The sequence below is a fragment of the Pseudoalteromonas sp. genome, from assembly GCF_036960685.1.
GTDB lineage: Bacteria > Pseudomonadota > Gammaproteobacteria > Enterobacterales > Alteromonadaceae > Pseudoalteromonas.
The window spans coordinates 93,006-110,373 of sequence record NZ_JBALXK010000002.1; the positions used below are offsets into that span (position 1 = coordinate 93,006).

Below are 17,368 nucleotides of genomic sequence, written 5' to 3' on the forward strand. Positions count from 1 at the left end.
GATAATTTATACACGTAAATTAACAATAGGACAAATTGAATTAACAAAAAAAACAATATTGTAAGTAATTATTTTAAAATACTGTTTTAAGCTACGCGCTCCAAACGTAAGAATTTATGTTCAGGAGTCAGTAATAGTCGAAAGCGCCCCCTCACTCCTAACGAAGAAATAAAAGGGCGTAAATGACTTGCGGCAAAACGAACTTTTTTGCCGCCATCTTCTGTTACTTGTACTGAAGTGTACTTACCTTCGTAATAATCCATACACTGTTTGTAGGTAAGATTAAGTAGAAAATAATATTCAATCATAAATTATTGCAATGCTTTATCTACTTTTTCATATAAATCATCACTGAGGTTATCGAGATCGGCAAGACGCTGCAGCTGAGTTTTCATCGCTACAGACCGTACTTCATCATAGCGACGCCATGACATAAACGGCGTAAGCATACGTGATGCGTTTTGTGGATTAATAGCGTTTAACTTAATCAGTAAATCACCTAATAACTGATAACCTGCGCCGTCTTTACGGTGGAATTGTGCGGTATTAAAATGACTAAAGCTGCCTATTAACGCCCGAACACGGTTGGGGTTAGAGAAGTCAAAACACGGATGTTCATATAATTTTTTGATGTTGGAGATGGCGTTGTCACCACCTTGCATTGCTTGTAGCGCAAACCATTTATCCATCACTAGCACATCATGGCGCCATTGGCTGTCAAATTGATTTAAAAGCTCAGCAGCTAATGGACTATCAGCTTTTACTACAGCACTCAAGGCCGCTAAAACATTAGTCATATTCTGAGAGTTAGCGCCACTGACAAGCAACTGATTATTTGCAAGCTCATCGATTTTTGCCAAATAGTGTGAACACATGCCTTTTAAAGCACGCACTGCGACAGCTTCAGCACTGACAGAGCCATCATCGATTAAACTTTGATAACAAGTCGTGAATTCGTCTTGCAGTTGCTCGGCAATTTGTAGTTCAAACTGCTGGCTAATAGCAACAATTTCATCCACTGGGATCACTGCAAATTCTGCCGCTAAAGTATCAAAACTTGGTAATTTTAACAGCTCAGCTATCAGAGCCAAATCACCTTCTCTTTCAATAAGTAAACTGCGCAGCGCATTGATAATATTGTCATCAAGCAAGTTATTGCCAGGGTTTTCAATGGCAGTTTTAACAGCACTGATTAATAACTGTTGCTGGGCATCCCATCGCGAAAAATCGCTGCGGGCAAAACGCATTATATGTAATAAATCAGCCTGTGTAGTTTGTTGTTGAACTATGCATGGCGCTGAAAAATCTTCTAAAAGCACTGCTACGGGTTTTGCCGTTAAACCGTCAAAGATAAAACTTTGCTGTTTGTTTATCACATCCAGTACATGGTCAACGCGCTTTCCAGCAAAACTTAATGGCACAGAACGCCCTTGCGCATCAAGTAACTCTATAGCAAATGGAATATGTAAAGGCGCGTTATCGGGTTGATTGACAGGCGCGAGCTGCTCTATGTTGAGCGAAAAAACGCCTTGCTGGGCATCATAATTTTGCTCAACAATTAAGCGTGGTGTCCCAGCTTGGCTGTACCAACGTTTAAATTGGGTTAAATCAATCCCTGAGGCATCATTCATGGCCGCAACAAAATCATCACATGTAACAGCTTGTCCATCATGGCGCTGAAAATAAAGGGCCATACCCTGTTGAAACTTGTGCTCCCCCAAAAGCGTATGCATCATACGAATCACTTCAGCGCCTTTGTCGTACACAGTCACTGTATAGAAGTTATTCATCTCAATCACTTGTTCTGGACGAATTGGGTGCGCCATAGGGCCGGCATCTTCACTAAATTGGTGAGTACGCATTACTTTGACCGCATCAATACGATTGAGTGCTCGCGATCCTAAATCACTGCTAAATTCTTGATCACGAAAAACCGTTAAGCCTTCTTTTAACGACAGTTGAAACCAATCGCGGCAGGTAACACGGTTGCCCGTCCAATTGTGAAAATATTCATGTCCTACGATTGACTCTATCGTATGATAATCTTTATCTGTTGCAGTCTCTTGATTAGCCAACACACATTTCGAATTAAAGATATTTAGACCTTTATTTTCCATCGCTCCCATATTGAAAAAGTCAACGGCAACAATCATGTAAATATCTAAGTCATACTCGAGATCAAAGCGTTGCTCGTCCCACTGCATCGACTTTTTAAGTGAAGTCATTGCATGAGGTGTTTTAGCTAGGTTTCCTTTATCAACAAATAAGGCTAATTCAATACTGCGACCACTTTTGGTGACAAAGGTATCTTCAAGTACATCAAAATCACCGGCAACTAAGGCAAATAAATAACTTGGCTTTTTGAATGGGTCTTGCCATTTAGCAAAATGGCGACCATTATCTAGTTTACCCGCAGCTAACTTATTGCCATTTGACAGTAAATGAGTAAATTGCTGATCGGCTATAATGGTCACATCAAAACTGGCAAGCACATCCGGTCTATCAAGATAATAAGTTATTTTTCTAAAACCTTGTGCCTCACATTGCGTACAATACGCACCACCGGATAAATATAATCCTTCAAGGGAAGTATTCGTTTTTGGTGCAATATCATTAACGATAGTTATCTGACAATGTGCTGGTAAATTATGGATCACCAGCTGCTCATCAACAAGTGTATAATCGCTATAAGCTACGCCGTCTACAGCAATAGAAATTAATGTTAAATCAATGCCATCAAGCGCTAAATCAGCCGCGCCTGTAACCATTTTATTAATGGTCATCACACTTGTTACACGGGTGTTTAATGGGGCAAGATCAAAGGTTAAATCTACATGGTCAATAAAATACGGGGTAGCTTGGTAGTCTTTTAGATACTGGGCTTGAGGTTTTTTTGATGCAGTCATGGAAAACTCCAAAAAGGGCTCCCCTATCCGGGGAGCAACTAATTTATGCCTGTTGTTTAGGCTTAATACGTAAAATTTTAATACCTAGGTAAGCATACACAACAGCTAAGAATGGATTAATAAGATTAAAAAATGCATACAACGCATAATCAAAAGGGTTGATCAGCAACACACTTTGCATGTAAGCACCACAGGTGTTCCATGGGATAAGTGGACTGGTGATTGTGCCACCATCTTCTAAGGTTCTTGATAAGTTAACAGGCTTTAAGCCACGTTTTTCATATTCTTCTTTAAACATTCTCCCAGGCACCACGATAGCGATGTATTGGTCAGCTGCAATCACGTTTGTACCAATACAAGTCGCGATTGTCGCGGTGATCAACGAACCAGTGCTTTTAGCAATTTTAAGAATGCTTTTTACAAAAATATCAAGTAGCCCCGTTTTTTCCATAATGGCACCAAACATCAAGGCAGTCATGATAAGCCAAGTGGTTGTAAGCATACCTGACATACCCCCACCACTGAGTAATGAATTCATTTTTTCATCGCCTGTTGCGATAGTAAAACCATCAAAAAAAGTCGTCCAAACTAACTTAAAGTAACCAACAATTTCACCTTTAGAGCCATCTATTTGCGATGCAATTAAATCTGACTGAAATAGCATAGCCCAAACGGCACCAATCACCGCACCTATTGAAATCGCTGGAAATGCAGGCATTTTTTTAATCGCTAAAACGAGTAAAACTAATAATGGTACCAACATTTCAAATCCGATATTAAAGTTTTGCTGTAAAATGGCTGTTATTTCATCGATACGCCCTGCTTCACTGGATGCAGTGGCATTAAAGCCCATAAAAATAAAGATAATCAAAGCAATAACAAAGCTTGGCACCGTAGTCCACAGCATATGATGGATATGTTCGAATAAATCTGCGCCCACAACTGCTGGGGCTAAATTTGTTGTTTCAGACAATGGGCTGAGCTTGTCGCCAAAGTATGCACCGGAAATTACCGCCCCTGCGGTCACTGTTTGCTCTAAACCAAGTCCGGTGGCAACCCCTAGTAACGCAACACCAATTGTTGCCGCTGTAGTCCAAGAGCTACCAATACTCATTGCGACAATGCCACATATTAAGCAACTAGCAGCATAAAACCAACTAGGGTTGATGACTTGTAAGCCGTAATAAATCAACGTTGGCACAGTGCCTGAGAGTAACCAAGTACCGATCAGGGCGCCCACCATCAATAAAATCAATATCGCGCCCAATGATAACGTGATCCCTTCAATCATTGCTTGTTCAAGTTTTTTCCAGGTATAACCATTTTTGAGGCCAATCAATGCCGCTGTAAAGGTTGCAAACAATAAAGCTATTTGGTTTGGTCCTGATGATGAACTATCACCAAATAAGTAGACCGCAGCACCGAGTAAACAGATCAGTACAGTAATGGGGATCAGGGCATCAAAAAAGCTGGCCTGTTGGATAGGTTTTTCTTCTAATGACTTCAAAATAGAGGCTCCTACACGTATTTATATACGCGTTTAATTATTATTTTTAGCACGAACACGACATTGAGCGTAACTAATTATCTGCGTTTAATCGGTAATTATACCCAAATCAAGAGTTTTAGGCAGTAAAAAAGGCGCAACAGCGCCTTTTTAAATTAATCGGGAAAATCGCCCTATTTCTTAGCTACACGACCAAATTTAATATAATCTTGTGTAATTAATGCGGCTTCCTCTAAAAATGGGTCTAAATCGTCTAACACGTCAGGAACATCATCCAAGTTTTCAACAGGCTTTTCACCTAAACGTACGAGCCTTTCATTAGTACGTACTAATGCACGCGCTTCTCCTTCGTCTTTTTCTTTAATACGCTGGGCTTCAACTAATGAAATTGTTTTACGATCTTTTTCTTCTTTATAGCGGGTAATATCTTCAAACACATAGTTAAATTCAGGTTCTGACTTAATACGTTCATCATGTGCTTTGCTTAAGTACGCTATTGCCGCATGTAAGTCATCAACTGACGTATATTTTGCGCGTATAATACTGTCCCACGGTAAAGCATTATCTTCTTGGCTTTCTCCCCACTCTGCAGGATCTATTGCTGATGGAAATGAAATGTCTGGGATAACACCTTTATGCTGAGTACTGCCACCATTAATACGATAAAATTTTGCAATGGTGTACTGTACACTGCCAAGAGGATTATCATATAAATCGTAAGCACGGCCTAAGCCTTTATGCTGTTGCACTGTACCTTTACCAAAGGTTTGCTCACCGATAACAACTGCACGCCCATAGTCTTGCATAGCTGCGGCAAAAATCTCTGAAGCAGACGCACTATAACGGTCAACTAATACAGTTAATGGACCATCGTAAAATGTTACACCGTCACGGTCTTTTTGCTCTTCAATACGATTATTCAACGTGTGAATTTGTACCACAGGGCCTTGATCGAAGAACAAGCCAGATAATTGTGTTGCTTCATAAAGCGAGCCACCACCGTTTTGACGTAGGTCAATAATAATGCCATCAACCTTAGCTTCTTTTAGCTTAGCAAGTTCAACTTTTACATCTTTAGACAGATTATTGTAAAAACCTGGGATTTCAATGACCCCTATTTTACTGGTTAAATCAGAATATTGTGCCTCAAAGACTTCTGATTTTGCAGCGCGGTCTTCTAAACGAATTTTGTCGCGTACAATTTCAACGACTTTTGGTGCGCCATGGTCGTCAACACCTTTTAAATACTGCAAACGTACTTTAGTGCCTTTCGGGCCTTTAATTAAATCGACAACATCATCTAAACGCCAGCCAATTACATCAACAAATTCTTCTTGATCTTGAGCAACACCAATAATGCGGTCGTCCGCTTTAATTTGCTCAGATTTGTCAGCAGGGCCACCGGGAACTAAACTACGGATCACGGTATAGTCTTCGTCATAGCTAAGTACGGCACCAATACCTTCTAGTTCAAGATCCATGTCCATCTTAAACTGTTCAGCTCTGCGTGGTGATAAGTATGAAGTATGCGCTTCAATGCTACGCGCAAATGAGTTCATTACTATTTGAAATGCATCTTCACTGTTAGTTTGCACTAGACGGCGTTGTGCATTGTGGTAACGCTTTGTCAGTACTTTTTTAATACCGGCCCAATCTTTGCCGGTCATTTTTAAACGTAGTGCGTCATATTTAACACGTTCACGCCAAAGCTCATCAAGCTCATCTTGCGTTTTTGCCCAATCAGCATCTTCACGATCAAAGTAATATTCATCAGCCTCATCAAACGTCATTTCTTTTTCAAGTAAACTTAATGAATACTCATAACGTTCAAAACGGCGTTTCATACTTAGGTTGAAAATATCAAAGGTAAAATCAAGTTTGCCTGTTGTCAGCGCATTATCAAATTGGTTGCGGTATTGCTCAAATGAAGCAATATCCGCAGCCAAAAAGACGCTTTTATTAAAATCAAGGGATTCGATATAACGGTCATACACTTTACTTGAAAGTGCATCATCAAAACGAATTGGTTTGTAATGTGCACGAGTAAATAAGTTCGTCACCCGTTTGCTAGCCGTACTATGCTGACTTTCTTGTGTAAGGACTGGCAAATCTTTTGCCGTAACAACATCAGCGACATCAGCAACATCTGATGCAAATAATAAACCCGAATACAGGGCCGCAACTAACGGAATGAGTTTAAACTTCTTACTCATACACAACTCCTTAATTTATATACAGCTTTTAGATAATGTACAGGCTGTCTGCTTTAGTTTTAACTTGCATGCCCGTTACCAACTCAACGTGAACATCATCTTTGTTCACTTCAGTGATTACGGCATTAACAAGTGCTTGGCCAAGTTTAACTTTAACTTTGTTATTAACCTTGACCTCACTTGCAGGTAAAGGTTCAATTTTTCCTGAACGTTTAGCCGGTGCAGCTTTCGCTGGTGCAGTGTTAACTTTAGCGTTTTTATCAGCTGATTTGCCGAATTGGCCAGGTTTCTTTTTGAAAGATTTTGTGTCTGAGTCATTACGTGGGCGCTGAGCTTTTTTACGCTTAGCCATTTTCGCACGGCTTTCCTCAAGGGCTTTTTGAGCATGATCAATATGTTCTTGCTCGACTTTAGCCCCTTGGTTGCCATCTAAATCAATGCGAAACTCAGACTTAGTCACTGCTTCTAAATAACGCCAATTAGACGTGTATTTTCTAAGCGCTTGACGAACCTGCGTTTTACTTACCTTTTCAGACCCTTCAATTCGCTCAGCGATATCTTTAAAGATACCTACTTTCAGCGGCTTGATGCCGTCTTTTTGTTTAAAACATTGCGGGAATTCTTGATATAAAAATTCCAACACTTCATTAATATCTTTTAGCTTGTTTGTGGTTTCCATTTTAGAACCTATGTTTCACATCTTTTCATCAAGGGACGAATCGACGTAGTGTGTTACCCAGTCGACCAGCTCTTCAAAGTCGGCTTCAATTACAGCCATATCACCTCGAAGGTGTTCCCAAATACCATTAATTATTTCATCAATTAATTCACATTCCGTGTCATCAGGAAGACGATCCCAAGCAATATGAATTAAATCATTGAGCGTTTCCGCTACGTGTTCTTCATCCCCTTCCCAATCACCCACATCGGTGATGGCAAACAGATAATCCTGTACATTTACTAAGTCTTTCATGCAATTGTTGCCTCAAAACACGCTACGAGTGCTTCTAAACCTAGCTTATCATCCGCATCAAACCGAGCAATACTTGGACTGTCTATATCTAATACTGCAAATACTTCACCATTTTTATGGATCGGTATTACTATCTCAGAATTAGACGCTGCATCACAGGCAATATGTCCTGCAAATGCATGTACATCTTCAACAAGTTGAGTTTGTGCAGTTGCAGCAGCAGTCCCACAGACCCCTTTTCCTACTGGAATACGGATACATGCAGGGTTGCCTTGAAACGGACCAAGCACTAATTCAGTTGGTGAGTCAATTAAATAAAAACCAGCCCAATTAACATCATCAAGTGATGTAAATAACAGCGCGCTGATATTCGCCATATTGGCAATAATATTAGGCTCACCAGTAATTAGCGATTCAGTTTGTTTAACTAATGACTGGTAAAATTCTTGCTTTTGCATACCAAACTACTTCTTATCAAACATACAGTAGCTAAAGGTACTCTTTGTCGCCAATAATTGAAACCTTTTCAAGGCAAAAAAAAACAATTTGCCCTAAATTTCAGCAAGCTTGGTTAATAATTCTGCTATTGAGGAGATTGTTGTTTTACAGCACCTTGTCTTAAGCCATATAAAAATAGCCCAGCGGCAAGTGCAGACATTGCGGTGTTAATTAAAAATACCATACCGCCTGTGGCGCTAAGCAAATAACTAAATATTGCCCCACCGAGTAAACCCAATGTCAGCACACCTGAGTAATTTACTTTTGCGTACTTGTACATTAATAGGTAACCCGGGACGACAAATGCAGCCATGGTCAAGCCTACAATATGGGCATTGGCTATCGCACTCATCAATAAATTGAAAAAAGTCGTCATTGGTTCACCACTTAGCGTTAGTGCATAATAAATACCGAGCACAGTGCCAATGATCACCGGTGACAACAAAGATAAACCCACACTTTTCGCAAGCCGATGTTTCATAATACGTCCTTAAAATCAGGCTAAGAATAAGTACTAAGGATGCATGATGTTTTACAACAGCGAAATAGAGACTATGGTCGTAATTTTCAAACTACGAATTTTGGATACAAAAAAGCCCGCTTAGTAAGCGGGCTTTAATAAATGGTGGAGAGATAGGGATTTGAACCCTAGAGGGGCTACAAACCCCTGCCGGTTTTCAAGACCGGTGCATTCGGCCACTCTGCCATCTCTCCGAAACTTTATAAGTCACGAGTAAGAGTGTACTCATAACTATTGTAATTAGGTGGTGGAGAGATAGGGATTTGAACCCTAGAGGGGCTATAAACCCCTGCCGGTTTTCAAGACCGGTGCATTCGACCACTCTGCCATCTCTCCGCACGGCCTGCATAATAGAGAAGGCCGTGGTCTTTGTGAAGCTTTTTTTTCAAAAAAATGCTTAAGTGCTTAAAAAACAATTAATTTGTACACTCTTAACGCAGTGAAGTGTAAAAACCATACAAATTTGAACTTTTCTTTTTAATTATTGGTCTATTGAACTACAAAGGTTTGCCCAAATATAGAAGTCTTGGTAATCTAACTTCAGTTTAATTATCGGAACTTACAATAGGTTTCTAAAGGAGCTCTAAAATGGCATTTAATCAATCGTACAATACCGCTAGACCGGTTATGTCGACCATTGAAACAAACAAGGTATTAAAAAATACCTATTTCTTATTGGCTATGACATTAGCATTTAGTGCTGTGACGGCTGGTATTTCAATGGCATTACAACTTCCTTATTTTATGGGGTTAGTTTTCACACTTATTTCTTTCGGCCTATTATTTATTGTAAATAAAAAAGCTGACAGTGCATCAGGCGTTGCCTGGGTCTTTGCCTTCACTGGTCTAATGGGCGCAGGCCTTGGTCCACTACTAAACCATTACGCGGCTATGCCTAATGGCCCTATGCTTATTATGCAAGCGTTAGGTTCTACTGCACTAATATTTTTAGGCTTATCTGCTTACGCACTTAATACTAAAAAAGACTTCTCATTTATGGGCGGCTTTTTAACAGTTGGTCTTATCGTTGTGATCATCGCCAGTATCGTGAATATCTTTATTGGTAGTTCATTGATGTTTATGGTGCTCAATGCAGCGGTTGTATTAATTATGTCTGGTCTTATCTTATTTGATACTAGCCGTATCATTAATGGTGGCGAAACTAACTATATTCGTGCAACGGTTTCTCTATATTTAAGTGTTTATAACTTATTTACTTCATTACTTGCTCTTCTTGGCGCAAATAATGACTAATTAAATAGTTCTGTTAAAATAGCCCCTCTTTAGGGGCTTTTTTATTGGAAAAATTTTGGCACGATTTGTACTTTCTCTGCACAGCGCACCATCCGATCATGACGCCACACAGCGGTTAATTAAATTTGCTGATGCTTGCTTAAGCTTAGGTCATCAAATTGATGCACTTTTTTTGTATCAGCACGGTGTATTTCATGCCAGTGAACAATTAAGCCTCGCTTGCGATGAATTACCTATCAATTCTCTTTGGCAGCAATTATATAATCGAGGGGTTAATTTAATGCTCTGTGTTACTGCCGCCGAAAAACGCGGTTTAGATATAAATAATACTGGTGTTTTCACTGTTGCAGGTCTTGCTGAGTTTGCCATGCTCGCAAGTGATGCCGACAAATGGGTGCAATTTAAATGATTAATGTACTTGTTTTAAGCCAACATAGTCCTTTTGATGACTTACATATTCGTGATGCACTGGATATGACTTTGATCTTTGCGGCAGTGGAGCAAAATATCAGCTGGTTATTCACAGGCCCAGCGGTACTTGCCTTAAAAAAACAGCAACAACCAGAACATGCTGGCTTAAAAAACTATTTTAAAAGCATCAAAACATTGGAAATTTATGATGTTGAAAACATCTATGTTTGTGAAAAATCATTGCTTGAATATGGCCTTGATAAAAATAGCCTGCTAATACCAGTTAAAGCGCTTAATTATCAGCAACAACATACCCTTATTAGCCAACAACAACAAATAGTGACCCTATGAGCACTTTGCATATATTCTCTAAGCCACTTAGCTATTACAATACTGATCAACTGGTTAATCTTATTCAACCTAGTGATCAGGTGCTATTACTAAGCGACGCCTGCTTTGCAACGTCGCAATTTAGGCAACTTGCAACACAACTACTAATTCTTGCCGATGACGCAAAAGTACGCGATATAGCTATAAATAAACCTGACCTTGCGCTTAGTTATGATGACTTCGTCGCACTTACTTTATCGACTTCTCACTCAATCACGTGGTAACCCATGCTTGAATTTAACAATCAGCTTATTGACACAGATAAGCAAGGCTATTTACTCAATCACACTTTATGGTGTGAAGAATTAGCGCCCATTATTGCTGCCCAGGAAAATATAGAATTAACCAGCCAACATTGGGAAGTGATCCACTTTGTGCGTAATTTTTATTTAGAGTACAACACCAGTCCTGCAATAAGAATGTTAGTAAAAGCAATGGCAAAAGCGTTAGGTGAAGATAAAGGCAATAGTATTTACCTTTATAAATTGTTTCCGAAGGGCCCAGCAAAGCAAGCAACTAAAATCGCCGGTTTGCCAAAACCTGCACGGTGTATTTAACCATGACTGTTATTAAAAACAATGGTCCTAAAAGCAATGGACCTAAAAAAAGCACACCGAAAAGTAATACAACTAAACGTCGTAACAGTGGCCGTAGTTATAATCGCAGCGGCGTTATCACAAAAAAAATCAATAGCTCAGTAAAACGTGAAATAAAGCCAGCAATTGCCGCAAGTGAACGTAAAGTGGTGTTATTCAATAAGCCTTTTGATGTGCTGTGCCAGTTTACTGATGAGCAAGACCGACAAACCTTGGCTGACTTTATCACCATCAAAGATATCTACGCTGCTGGGCGGTTAGACCGAGACAGTGAAGGTCTATTACTACTGACTAATTGTGGCAAGTTGCAAAATACTCTAACTGCGCCAAATAAAAAAACCAGCAAGACTTATTGGGTGCAAGTTGAAGGAGAGCCTTCGGATGAAGCCATTAAACGCCTATGTCAGGGGGTTGAGCTTAAAGATGGTCTTACCCTACCCGCTGAGGTAAAGCGTATTGCTGAGCCAACTATATGGCCACGCAATCCTTGTGTAAGAGAGCGAAAAAGCATTCCTACCAGTTGGCTAAGTATCACTCTTACAGAGGGAAGAAATCGACAAGTAAGGCGTATGACCGCTCACATCAATCACCCAACTTTACGTTTGATCCGCTATCGAATTGGTGACTATACGTTAAAAGGGATAGCCAGCGGTGAGTATAGAGTCATAGATGGCGAACAATAAGCTGAGGAAATAACGTTGATTGTATACGGCCAGTTGTTGATTAATCGTGGTATAAATCTTTACTAACGACAATAGCATTTCGGCCTTTTCTTTTTGCTTGGTACAAGGCCTTATCAGCAGCATCAACAAAATAAAGGTCCCCTTCATCGCTGAGATTATCGAGCGTTTTAATACCCATACTTAAGCTAATATAACCCAATTCAGCATATTCATGTTTAATAGCTAATTGAGCAATTGCTTGTTGGATCTGTAATGCGGTATTGAGCGCCTGCTTTGCGTTGCTGTTTGGCATTAACACAACAAATTCCTCGCCCCCAAAACGCGCTACAAAATCCTGTTCGTTGGTTAATAAAGACGCAATGCATTGAGCAATTTGGTATAAACATTGATCGCCTTTAACATGGCCGTAGTTATCGTTATATTGCTTAAAATAATCTATATCAAGCAAAATCATCGACAGAGGTTTTAATTGTTTAGGCATTAATTCAAGTTGTTTGTTTAAAGTATCATCAAAGCAGCGGCGGTTTGCAATCTGGGTTAATGAATCTAAAAATGCCATATCACGAAGAATATCTTCAGCCGCTAAGCGCTGCGTAGCATCTTTAAAAATGGCTAAAAACTCATGCCCTATGATGGTCCCTGATATTTCCATGGTAATTTGCTCACCATTTTTACAACTAACTTGGTAATCTTGTGGCTCTATATCGGTATTGTTAATACGCGCGTCGATCATCGCCTGTTGCCATTGTTGTTGCACCTGCGCGCGATACTGAGGATCTGGATAAGCGTTTAACCACCACGCAGCTAACGTGGGGGTATCGTCAAGGTCATAGCCAAAAGCATCTATAAAACGCTGATTCACGCTAATTATATTACCCGTAAGCGTACATACATTACACAATGGAATAGGCACCTGAGCGAACAAGTTAGCATATTTACTTATATCTAATGATGTGGATTCTGTTGCTCTATGCACATTATTTTTAATGTCAGCTTGCCCGTGCTTTTTTGTTGCCATAGACAAAGCAAATGACCATTCTCTGCACCATTGCCTTAGCAGGTGTAACAACAAACATTGATCCACGTTTGCTATTTGATTACTGTTGGTAAGTTTTAAAAGCAGCTCATCAAAATCCTGATAGAGCGTGTCTTGTTGCAAAAGGCTTTGCTGAATAGTTTCAAATAGACAGTATGCATCCAACCGTAAAGTACTTGTCATTTCAGAGCTCATGACCTCTAACTGCTCATCATTGTATACTGCGTAACGCTGCAAAAAATCAACGAAAAGTTGGCTGTGTGATGAATGAACGGTGACTAATTTAACCATTTAATTGATGCCCGAGGAAATGATATAAAGATAATTCACGTGAAGGATTTTTACATGCCAAAGTGTCAGAAATCAACAGCGTGAAAAATTAACAAAAAACAACGTTTACAATGAGCGTTAATGTGAGGTGTAAACAAAATACAACTTTAAAATACTTTTTTTAAACGGTTAAATCCAGCTATTTATGTTATTACATATAGTTTTCCTGAGGCAACTGATCACACAACAGATCACACAACAGTAAAAAGTTTAATAACTCATAATGATGCCTTACTAATAACGTAGTCATATTAAATTATTAAAGAATTATGTAAACTTGCCGTTATCTGTACTGTGAGACTATTAATTTTCATACACATTAATAGTTAACTATCGTAATGGGTTGTTTTGAACAGGGCCAAAGCTCGGCATTAAACTTGCTTAGTTTATAAAAAAATTACCGCTTTAATGGATTGAGGTGTTACATGAATATTTCGAAGGAAGAACTAAATTATATATTGGACTTATATCAAACTGATGGTCCGACACAATTAAACCCTACGCATACCCTGACTTTGCAAAGTGAGATCCCGATGGGTATAGCCCATTTATTTAATCATGCTAAGTTAACCCTGCTCGCTGAAATTGCCCACTATCAACTGTGGTTTCCACTTGAACTAAAAGTGGATGAAACGGGCACTATAACACCCTATTTAAGTGCCCCAGAAGTGATCGATACCCAAGGCGTAAAACGTTGTTGGCGCTGGGACAATCTCGAAATCCAAAACCAAGATTTTAAAATAGAATCAATCTCAAGCACTGGACTATTTTTAAAGCCACTGTCAAAAAAGCAGCTAAGAAAAACTCCCCAGCAGTTAAAGTTTATTTTACCAAATAAGAAAAAAATTAGCATAGAGATTGAACCTGTTCGGGTCAGTGAACAGGGTATTGCAGCAAAAATTACGCAGATATATCATGGCCGAGAACAACTAAGAGCCTATTTATTTGCAGCCCATAAGCGCAAACATGCCAATTTATACGAATACATTTAAAATTAAAGTGGCTATGAAAAACGATGTTCTTCTACTGAGTGGTTGCAGCTAAGTTAGCACAGCGATAAGCTTAAGCCTTTATGAAAAAATATGAAGGTTCTATGAGCGAAAGTAACTACCCTATTGGCACTCAAGGCAGCCCTTGGAATGCTGAAAATAAACAACAATGGCTTGATAAACAAAAAATTAAACGGTGCTATCAATCTCAAGTAGTCACCTTAGTTAACGAGCTTAGTGGGCAGTTTGATGTTGAGCAATATGGCGCGCTTGATGTTGATCCACAACGTTACCCTCTTTATGTTATCAAATCTAAACATTGGCAAGAAACTAAGCCCACAGTCTTAGTAACTGGTGGCGTTCATGGTTATGAAACCAGTGGTGTTCATGGCGCATTACGTTTTGCAAAAACAAAAGCCGCACATTATGCGGACCATTTTAACGTGATCGTTGTGCCTTGTATTAGTCCATGGGGTTATGAAACGATTAATCGCTGGGATCCAGCTGCTATAGATCCAAATCGCTCTTTTCATGCTGACAGCTCTGCCCCGGAATCTGCAGCGCTGATTCAGTATATGAACGACCATGATATAAAACCACATGTTCATATTGACTTGCATGAGACAACCGATTCCGATAACAGTGAGTTTCGTCCAGCTTTAGCTGCCCGTGATGGTAAAACCAATACAAACTGGAATATTCCTGATGGTTTTTACCTTGTAGCTGATAGCACTAAACCAATGCCTGAGTTTCAAAAAGCTATCATTGATAGCGTTGCTAAAGTAACGCACATTGCCCCAAGCGATGAGAATAACCAATTAATCGGTGTGCCACTCGAGCAATTTGGCGTGATCAATTACCCAGCAAGAGAGCTTGGTTTATGCATGGGCTTTACTGATGCACCGTATGTCACCACAACGGAAGTATACCCTGATAGCCCAACAGCAACTGATGAAGAATGTATTTTAGCGCAAGTTGCAGCCATTACAGGAGCCTTAGATCATTTACTAGCATAGCCATTAGTGAGTCATAAACGTTTGGGCCTGTGCATGAAACAGGCCCAGAACAGCATATTCAAATCAACAAAATCTCTCAAAATGATTATTCAATGCAAATTTATAAAACTTTGATAAAAAACTAGACTTTACGCTTTAATTGTATAAAATTCGCGCTCTTAAATTTTCTCACAAGGAAGCACGTTGAAATTTATCAATAAATATGGCCAAGTTAGTTTACATTCTGAACAAAATATCATCATCGCTGATTTCTGCGGTAATCTGAATGCCAGTTTAGTGACTGCATTTGCTAATGGTTTATCTACGCAAGTAGCACAGTTTGCAAATAAACCATGGGGATACATTAGTCATTCTCAGAAACTTTTAGCAGCAACCCCACAGGCAGAACAACAACTGACGTTATTAACATCCACCATGGCTCGCAAAGGCTGTGTTGCCAGTGCCTATATTTTTGATTCATCGATCGTAATCAATCAAATGCAACGCATTCTCGATAATGCGGGGCTAGATATGGATATTCGCCCGTGTCTTTTTAACAACTTAGCCCAAGCTAAAGCATTTGTTAGTAAAACGATGACCGAGAAAGCGATGCAATTACTCGTTTAATTACGATAAAAGACACTACTGATTGTGCTTGAAATTCGACTGTCTTCTTGTGCAGTTATAACAAAGTCTAACTGATTAACCTTATTAGGCAAATCATAGCCATCTGCAACGACCGTTACAGGAATGCGCTTCATTTGCCCTGCAGCAACGGGGGTTAATTCAGGACTTTGTAGCGTAGCCACTGCAAGTCCATTTATTGCAACTCGATAATGTACTAATTGTTGAGTTTTGTTGATAATCGTCAAAGTATAAGGGTTCTCTACTAATCCTTCAAAATTTACCCGATATAACGCGTTACGGTCACGCAACACTGATACCTCAATTGGTGTTCTTTGTAATAACCAGGTCAACATTGAAACCATTAAAAGGACGGTCAGCGAACCGTAGCCTATCAGTTTTAATCTAAACGGATTCGTTTTTCCTCCCGCCATTTGGTTTTCGCTGGCGTACTTAATAAGGCCCTTTTGGTAACCAAATTTTTCCATTGTATCGTCGCAAGCATCAATACATAAACCACAGTTAATACATTCATATTGCATGCCGTTGCGTATATCAATCCCCGCAGGACACACTTCAACACATAAATTACAATCGACGCAATCGCCAAGCCCTAATGCTTGATGATCTGCTTTGCGCTTGCGTGGGCCGCGCTGTTCACCTCTGGTAGCTTCATAGGTCACGAGTAAAGTATCTTTATCAAACATCACCGCCTGAAAGCGAGAGTATGGACAAGCAACCGTACACATTTTTTCTCTTAGAAACCCTGCATTTCCATACGTACAAAAGGCAAAAAGAAAGACCCAAAAACTGGTTACCCCCGACCACTGCAGCGTAAGCATATCTGTGTACAAGGATTTTGCTGGTATAAAGTACGCCATAAATGATGTGGCAGTGAATAATGAAATAAGTAACCAAGCGCTATGCTTGATTATTTTCTTCTGCCATTTTGATAATGTCCAGCCAGATTTATCTAACTTGATACGCTGATTACGTGTACCTTCTACTCGTTGCTCCACCCACGAAAACATCAGCATCCAAATAGTTTGCGGGCAAGTATATCCGCACCATACTCGGCCAAGCCAGTTCGTCACAAAAAACAATGCAAAGGCGCCTAACATAAATAGCAATGCCAAGATCATGAAATCCTGTGGCAACAAGGTCAGCCCAAAAATTGTAAACTGTTGACTTGCAACATCCAGTAGCACCGCTTGTTTGCCATGGTATGGGATCCAGGGAATAGCGATAAATGTAAGCATCAGTATCCAGCCAAGATTGCGCCGAATACGTTGAAAAAACCCTTTTTGCTCACGAATATAAATTGGCCCTTCGTGGTTATAGGGCTTAATGATCATGTCTTCTTCTTTAATATCAAATTTCATAATTACGAGTACTTAATGTGACGGTTAAATACTCTTTTGCAACTTTCAGACCAAACTGAAA

At 39.6% G+C, this 17,368-nt stretch carries 19 protein-coding genes and 2 tRNA genes; 9 read left to right on the forward strand and 12 right to left on the reverse strand.

The window, feature by feature from the left end; translation table 11 throughout:
- Positions 1 to 86 precede the first annotated feature (86 nt).
- The 10 genes from V7783_RS02550 to V7783_RS02595 all read right to left on the reverse strand — a co-directional run bounded on the left by V7783_RS02550 (position 87) and on the right by V7783_RS02595 (position 8,953).
- Positions 87 to 308: a DUF2835 domain-containing protein gene (locus V7783_RS02550; RefSeq protein WP_335677399.1), complete on the reverse strand. Its 222-nt coding sequence runs from the start codon at positions 306 to 308 to the stop codon at positions 87 to 89.
- A 3-nt stretch (positions 309 to 311) separates the two neighbouring features.
- Positions 312 to 2,906 (reverse strand): aminopeptidase N, encoded by a 2,595-nt coding sequence (pepN, locus tag V7783_RS02555; RefSeq protein WP_335677400.1) that lies wholly within the window; start codon positions 2,904 to 2,906, stop codon positions 312 to 314.
- Positions 2,907 to 2,949: 43 nt separating this feature from the next.
- Entirely contained in the window at positions 2,950 to 4,413 is a 1,464-nt protein-coding gene (gene nhaC, locus V7783_RS02560) for a Na+/H+ antiporter NhaC (RefSeq protein WP_335677401.1), read from the reverse strand.
- Positions 4,414 to 4,586: 173 nt separating this feature from the next.
- Positions 4,587 to 6,626, reverse strand: a complete 2,040-nt coding sequence (prc, locus tag V7783_RS02565; RefSeq protein WP_335677402.1) for a carboxy terminal-processing peptidase — start codon at positions 6,624 to 6,626, stop codon at positions 4,587 to 4,589.
- Between the two features lie 28 nt (positions 6,627 to 6,654).
- On the reverse strand, positions 6,655 to 7,305 hold the full coding sequence (gene proQ / locus V7783_RS02570; RefSeq protein ID WP_335677403.1) for an RNA chaperone ProQ: 651 nt from the start codon (positions 7,303 to 7,305) through the stop codon (positions 6,655 to 6,657).
- Between the two features lie 15 nt (positions 7,306 to 7,320).
- Positions 7,321 to 7,599 carry a hypothetical protein gene (locus V7783_RS02575; RefSeq protein WP_064666123.1) on the reverse strand — a complete coding sequence of 93 codons (279 nt, stop codon included), beginning with the start codon at positions 7,597 to 7,599 and terminating at the stop codon, positions 7,321 to 7,323.
- Entirely contained in the window at positions 7,596 to 8,057 is a 462-nt protein-coding gene (locus V7783_RS02580; protein WP_335677404.1) for a GAF domain-containing protein, read from the reverse strand. Before V7783_RS02580 ends, V7783_RS02575 begins: the two co-directional genes overlap by 4 nt.
- 125 nt (positions 8,058 to 8,182) lie before the next feature.
- Positions 8,183 to 8,578 carry a hypothetical protein gene (locus tag V7783_RS02585; RefSeq protein WP_335677405.1) on the reverse strand — a complete coding sequence of 132 codons (396 nt, stop codon included), beginning with the start codon at positions 8,576 to 8,578 and terminating at the stop codon, positions 8,183 to 8,185.
- 142 nt (positions 8,579 to 8,720) lie between these two features.
- A tRNA-Ser gene (locus V7783_RS02590) sits at positions 8,721 to 8,811 on the reverse strand.
- A gap of 51 nt (positions 8,812 to 8,862) precedes the next feature.
- Positions 8,863 to 8,953: transfer RNA gene (locus tag V7783_RS02595), tRNA-Ser, on the reverse strand.
- Between the two features lie 252 nt (positions 8,954 to 9,205).
- On the opposite strand from V7783_RS02595, the gene V7783_RS02600 reads away from it, so the two are divergent.
- Genes V7783_RS02600 through V7783_RS02625 form a run of 6 tightly spaced genes read left to right on the forward strand, consistent with a single transcriptional unit; the run spans position 9,206 to position 11,951 of the window.
- A complete protein-coding gene (locus V7783_RS02600) occupies positions 9,206 to 9,871 on the forward strand; it encodes a Bax inhibitor-1/YccA family protein (protein ID WP_335677406.1) in 666 nt (221 codons plus the stop codon).
- Between the two features lie 55 nt (positions 9,872 to 9,926).
- Complete coding sequence (gene tusD / locus V7783_RS02605; protein ID WP_335677407.1) at positions 9,927 to 10,280, forward strand: sulfurtransferase complex subunit TusD; 354 nt, start codon at positions 9,927 to 9,929, stop codon at positions 10,278 to 10,280.
- Complete coding sequence (tusC, locus tag V7783_RS02610) at positions 10,277 to 10,633, forward strand: sulfurtransferase complex subunit TusC (RefSeq protein WP_335677408.1); 357 nt, start codon at positions 10,277 to 10,279, stop codon at positions 10,631 to 10,633. The genes tusD and tusC overlap by 4 nt, the downstream gene beginning before the upstream one ends.
- On the forward strand, positions 10,630 to 10,896 hold the full coding sequence (locus tag V7783_RS02615; RefSeq protein WP_335677409.1) for a DsrH/TusB family sulfur metabolism protein: 267 nt from the start codon (positions 10,630 to 10,632) through the stop codon (positions 10,894 to 10,896). Before tusC ends, V7783_RS02615 begins: the two co-directional genes overlap by 4 nt.
- Positions 10,897 to 10,899: 3 nt before the next feature.
- Positions 10,900 to 11,229 (forward strand): TusE/DsrC/DsvC family sulfur relay protein, encoded by a 330-nt coding sequence (locus V7783_RS02620; protein WP_335677410.1) that lies wholly within the window; start codon positions 10,900 to 10,902, stop codon positions 11,227 to 11,229.
- A gap of 2 nt (positions 11,230 to 11,231) precedes the next feature.
- Positions 11,232 to 11,951, forward strand: coding sequence for a pseudouridine synthase (locus V7783_RS02625; protein ID WP_335677411.1), 720 nt, complete (start codon positions 11,232 to 11,234; stop codon positions 11,949 to 11,951).
- A 40-nt stretch (positions 11,952 to 11,991) separates the two neighbouring features.
- Here V7783_RS02625 and V7783_RS02630 read toward each other — a convergent pair whose 3' ends face one another.
- Positions 11,992 to 13,278 (reverse strand): sensor domain-containing diguanylate cyclase, encoded by a 1,287-nt coding sequence (locus tag V7783_RS02630; RefSeq protein WP_335677412.1) that lies wholly within the window; start codon positions 13,276 to 13,278, stop codon positions 11,992 to 11,994.
- Between the two features lie 464 nt (positions 13,279 to 13,742).
- On the opposite strand from V7783_RS02630, the gene V7783_RS02635 reads away from it, so the two are divergent.
- The 3 genes from V7783_RS02635 (at position 13,743) to V7783_RS02645 (ending at position 15,928) form a co-directional block, all read left to right on the forward strand.
- The gene (locus V7783_RS02635; RefSeq protein ID WP_335677413.1) at positions 13,743 to 14,309 is read left to right on the forward strand and encodes a hypothetical protein; all 567 of its coding nucleotides are present in this window, start codon (positions 13,743 to 13,745) and stop codon (positions 14,307 to 14,309) included.
- A gap of 101 nt (positions 14,310 to 14,410) precedes the next feature.
- A complete protein-coding gene (locus V7783_RS02640) occupies positions 14,411 to 15,322 on the forward strand; it encodes a M14 family metallopeptidase (protein WP_335677583.1) in 912 nt (303 codons plus the stop codon).
- Between the two features lie 183 nt (positions 15,323 to 15,505).
- On the forward strand, positions 15,506 to 15,928 hold the full coding sequence (locus V7783_RS02645; protein ID WP_335677414.1) for a hypothetical protein: 423 nt from the start codon (positions 15,506 to 15,508) through the stop codon (positions 15,926 to 15,928).
- Here the strand turns inward: V7783_RS02645 and ccoG are convergent.
- The gene (gene ccoG, locus V7783_RS02650; protein WP_335677415.1) at positions 15,925 to 17,307 is read right to left on the reverse strand and encodes a cytochrome c oxidase accessory protein CcoG; all 1,383 of its coding nucleotides are present in this window, start codon (positions 17,305 to 17,307) and stop codon (positions 15,925 to 15,927) included. The two genes, V7783_RS02645 and ccoG, sit on opposite strands and share 4 nt — an antisense overlap.
- Between the last annotated feature and the right edge of the window lie 61 nt (positions 17,308 to 17,368).

Coding starts and splice junctions, on each gene's coding strand:
- V7783_RS02550 (WP_335677399.1), bottom strand. CDS start 308: ATGATTGAATATTATTTTCTACTTAATCTTACCTACAAACAGTGTATG.
- pepN (WP_335677400.1), bottom strand. CDS start 2,906: ATGACTGCATCAAAAAAACCTCAAGCCCAGTATCTAAAAGACTACCAA.
- prc (WP_335677402.1), bottom strand. CDS start 6,626: ATGAGTAAGAAGTTTAAACTCATTCCGTTAGTTGCGGCCCTGTATTCG.
- proQ (WP_335677403.1), bottom strand. CDS start 7,305: ATGGAAACCACAAACAAGCTAAAAGATATTAATGAAGTGTTGGAATTT.
- V7783_RS02575 (WP_064666123.1), bottom strand. CDS start 7,599: ATGAAAGACTTAGTAAATGTACAGGATTATCTGTTTGCCATCACCGAT.
- V7783_RS02580 (WP_335677404.1), bottom strand. CDS start 8,057: ATGCAAAAGCAAGAATTTTACCAGTCATTAGTTAAACAAACTGAATCG.
- V7783_RS02585 (WP_335677405.1), bottom strand. CDS start 8,578: ATGAAACATCGGCTTGCGAAAAGTGTGGGTTTATCTTTGTTGTCACCG.
- V7783_RS02600 (WP_335677406.1), top strand. CDS start 9,206: ATGGCATTTAATCAATCGTACAATACCGCTAGACCGGTTATGTCGACC.
- tusC (WP_335677408.1), top strand. CDS start 10,277: ATGATTAATGTACTTGTTTTAAGCCAACATAGTCCTTTTGATGACTTA.
- V7783_RS02615 (WP_335677409.1), top strand. CDS start 10,630: ATGAGCACTTTGCATATATTCTCTAAGCCACTTAGCTATTACAATACT.
- V7783_RS02620 (WP_335677410.1), top strand. CDS start 10,900: ATGCTTGAATTTAACAATCAGCTTATTGACACAGATAAGCAAGGCTAT.
- V7783_RS02625 (WP_335677411.1), top strand. CDS start 11,232: ATGACTGTTATTAAAAACAATGGTCCTAAAAGCAATGGACCTAAAAAA.
- V7783_RS02630 (WP_335677412.1), bottom strand. CDS start 13,278: ATGGTTAAATTAGTCACCGTTCATTCATCACACAGCCAACTTTTCGTT.
- V7783_RS02635 (WP_335677413.1), top strand. CDS start 13,743: ATGAATATTTCGAAGGAAGAACTAAATTATATATTGGACTTATATCAA.
- V7783_RS02640 (WP_335677583.1), top strand. CDS start 14,411: ATGAGCGAAAGTAACTACCCTATTGGCACTCAAGGCAGCCCTTGGAAT.
- ccoG (WP_335677415.1), bottom strand. CDS start 17,307: ATGAAATTTGATATTAAAGAAGAAGACATGATCATTAAGCCCTATAAC.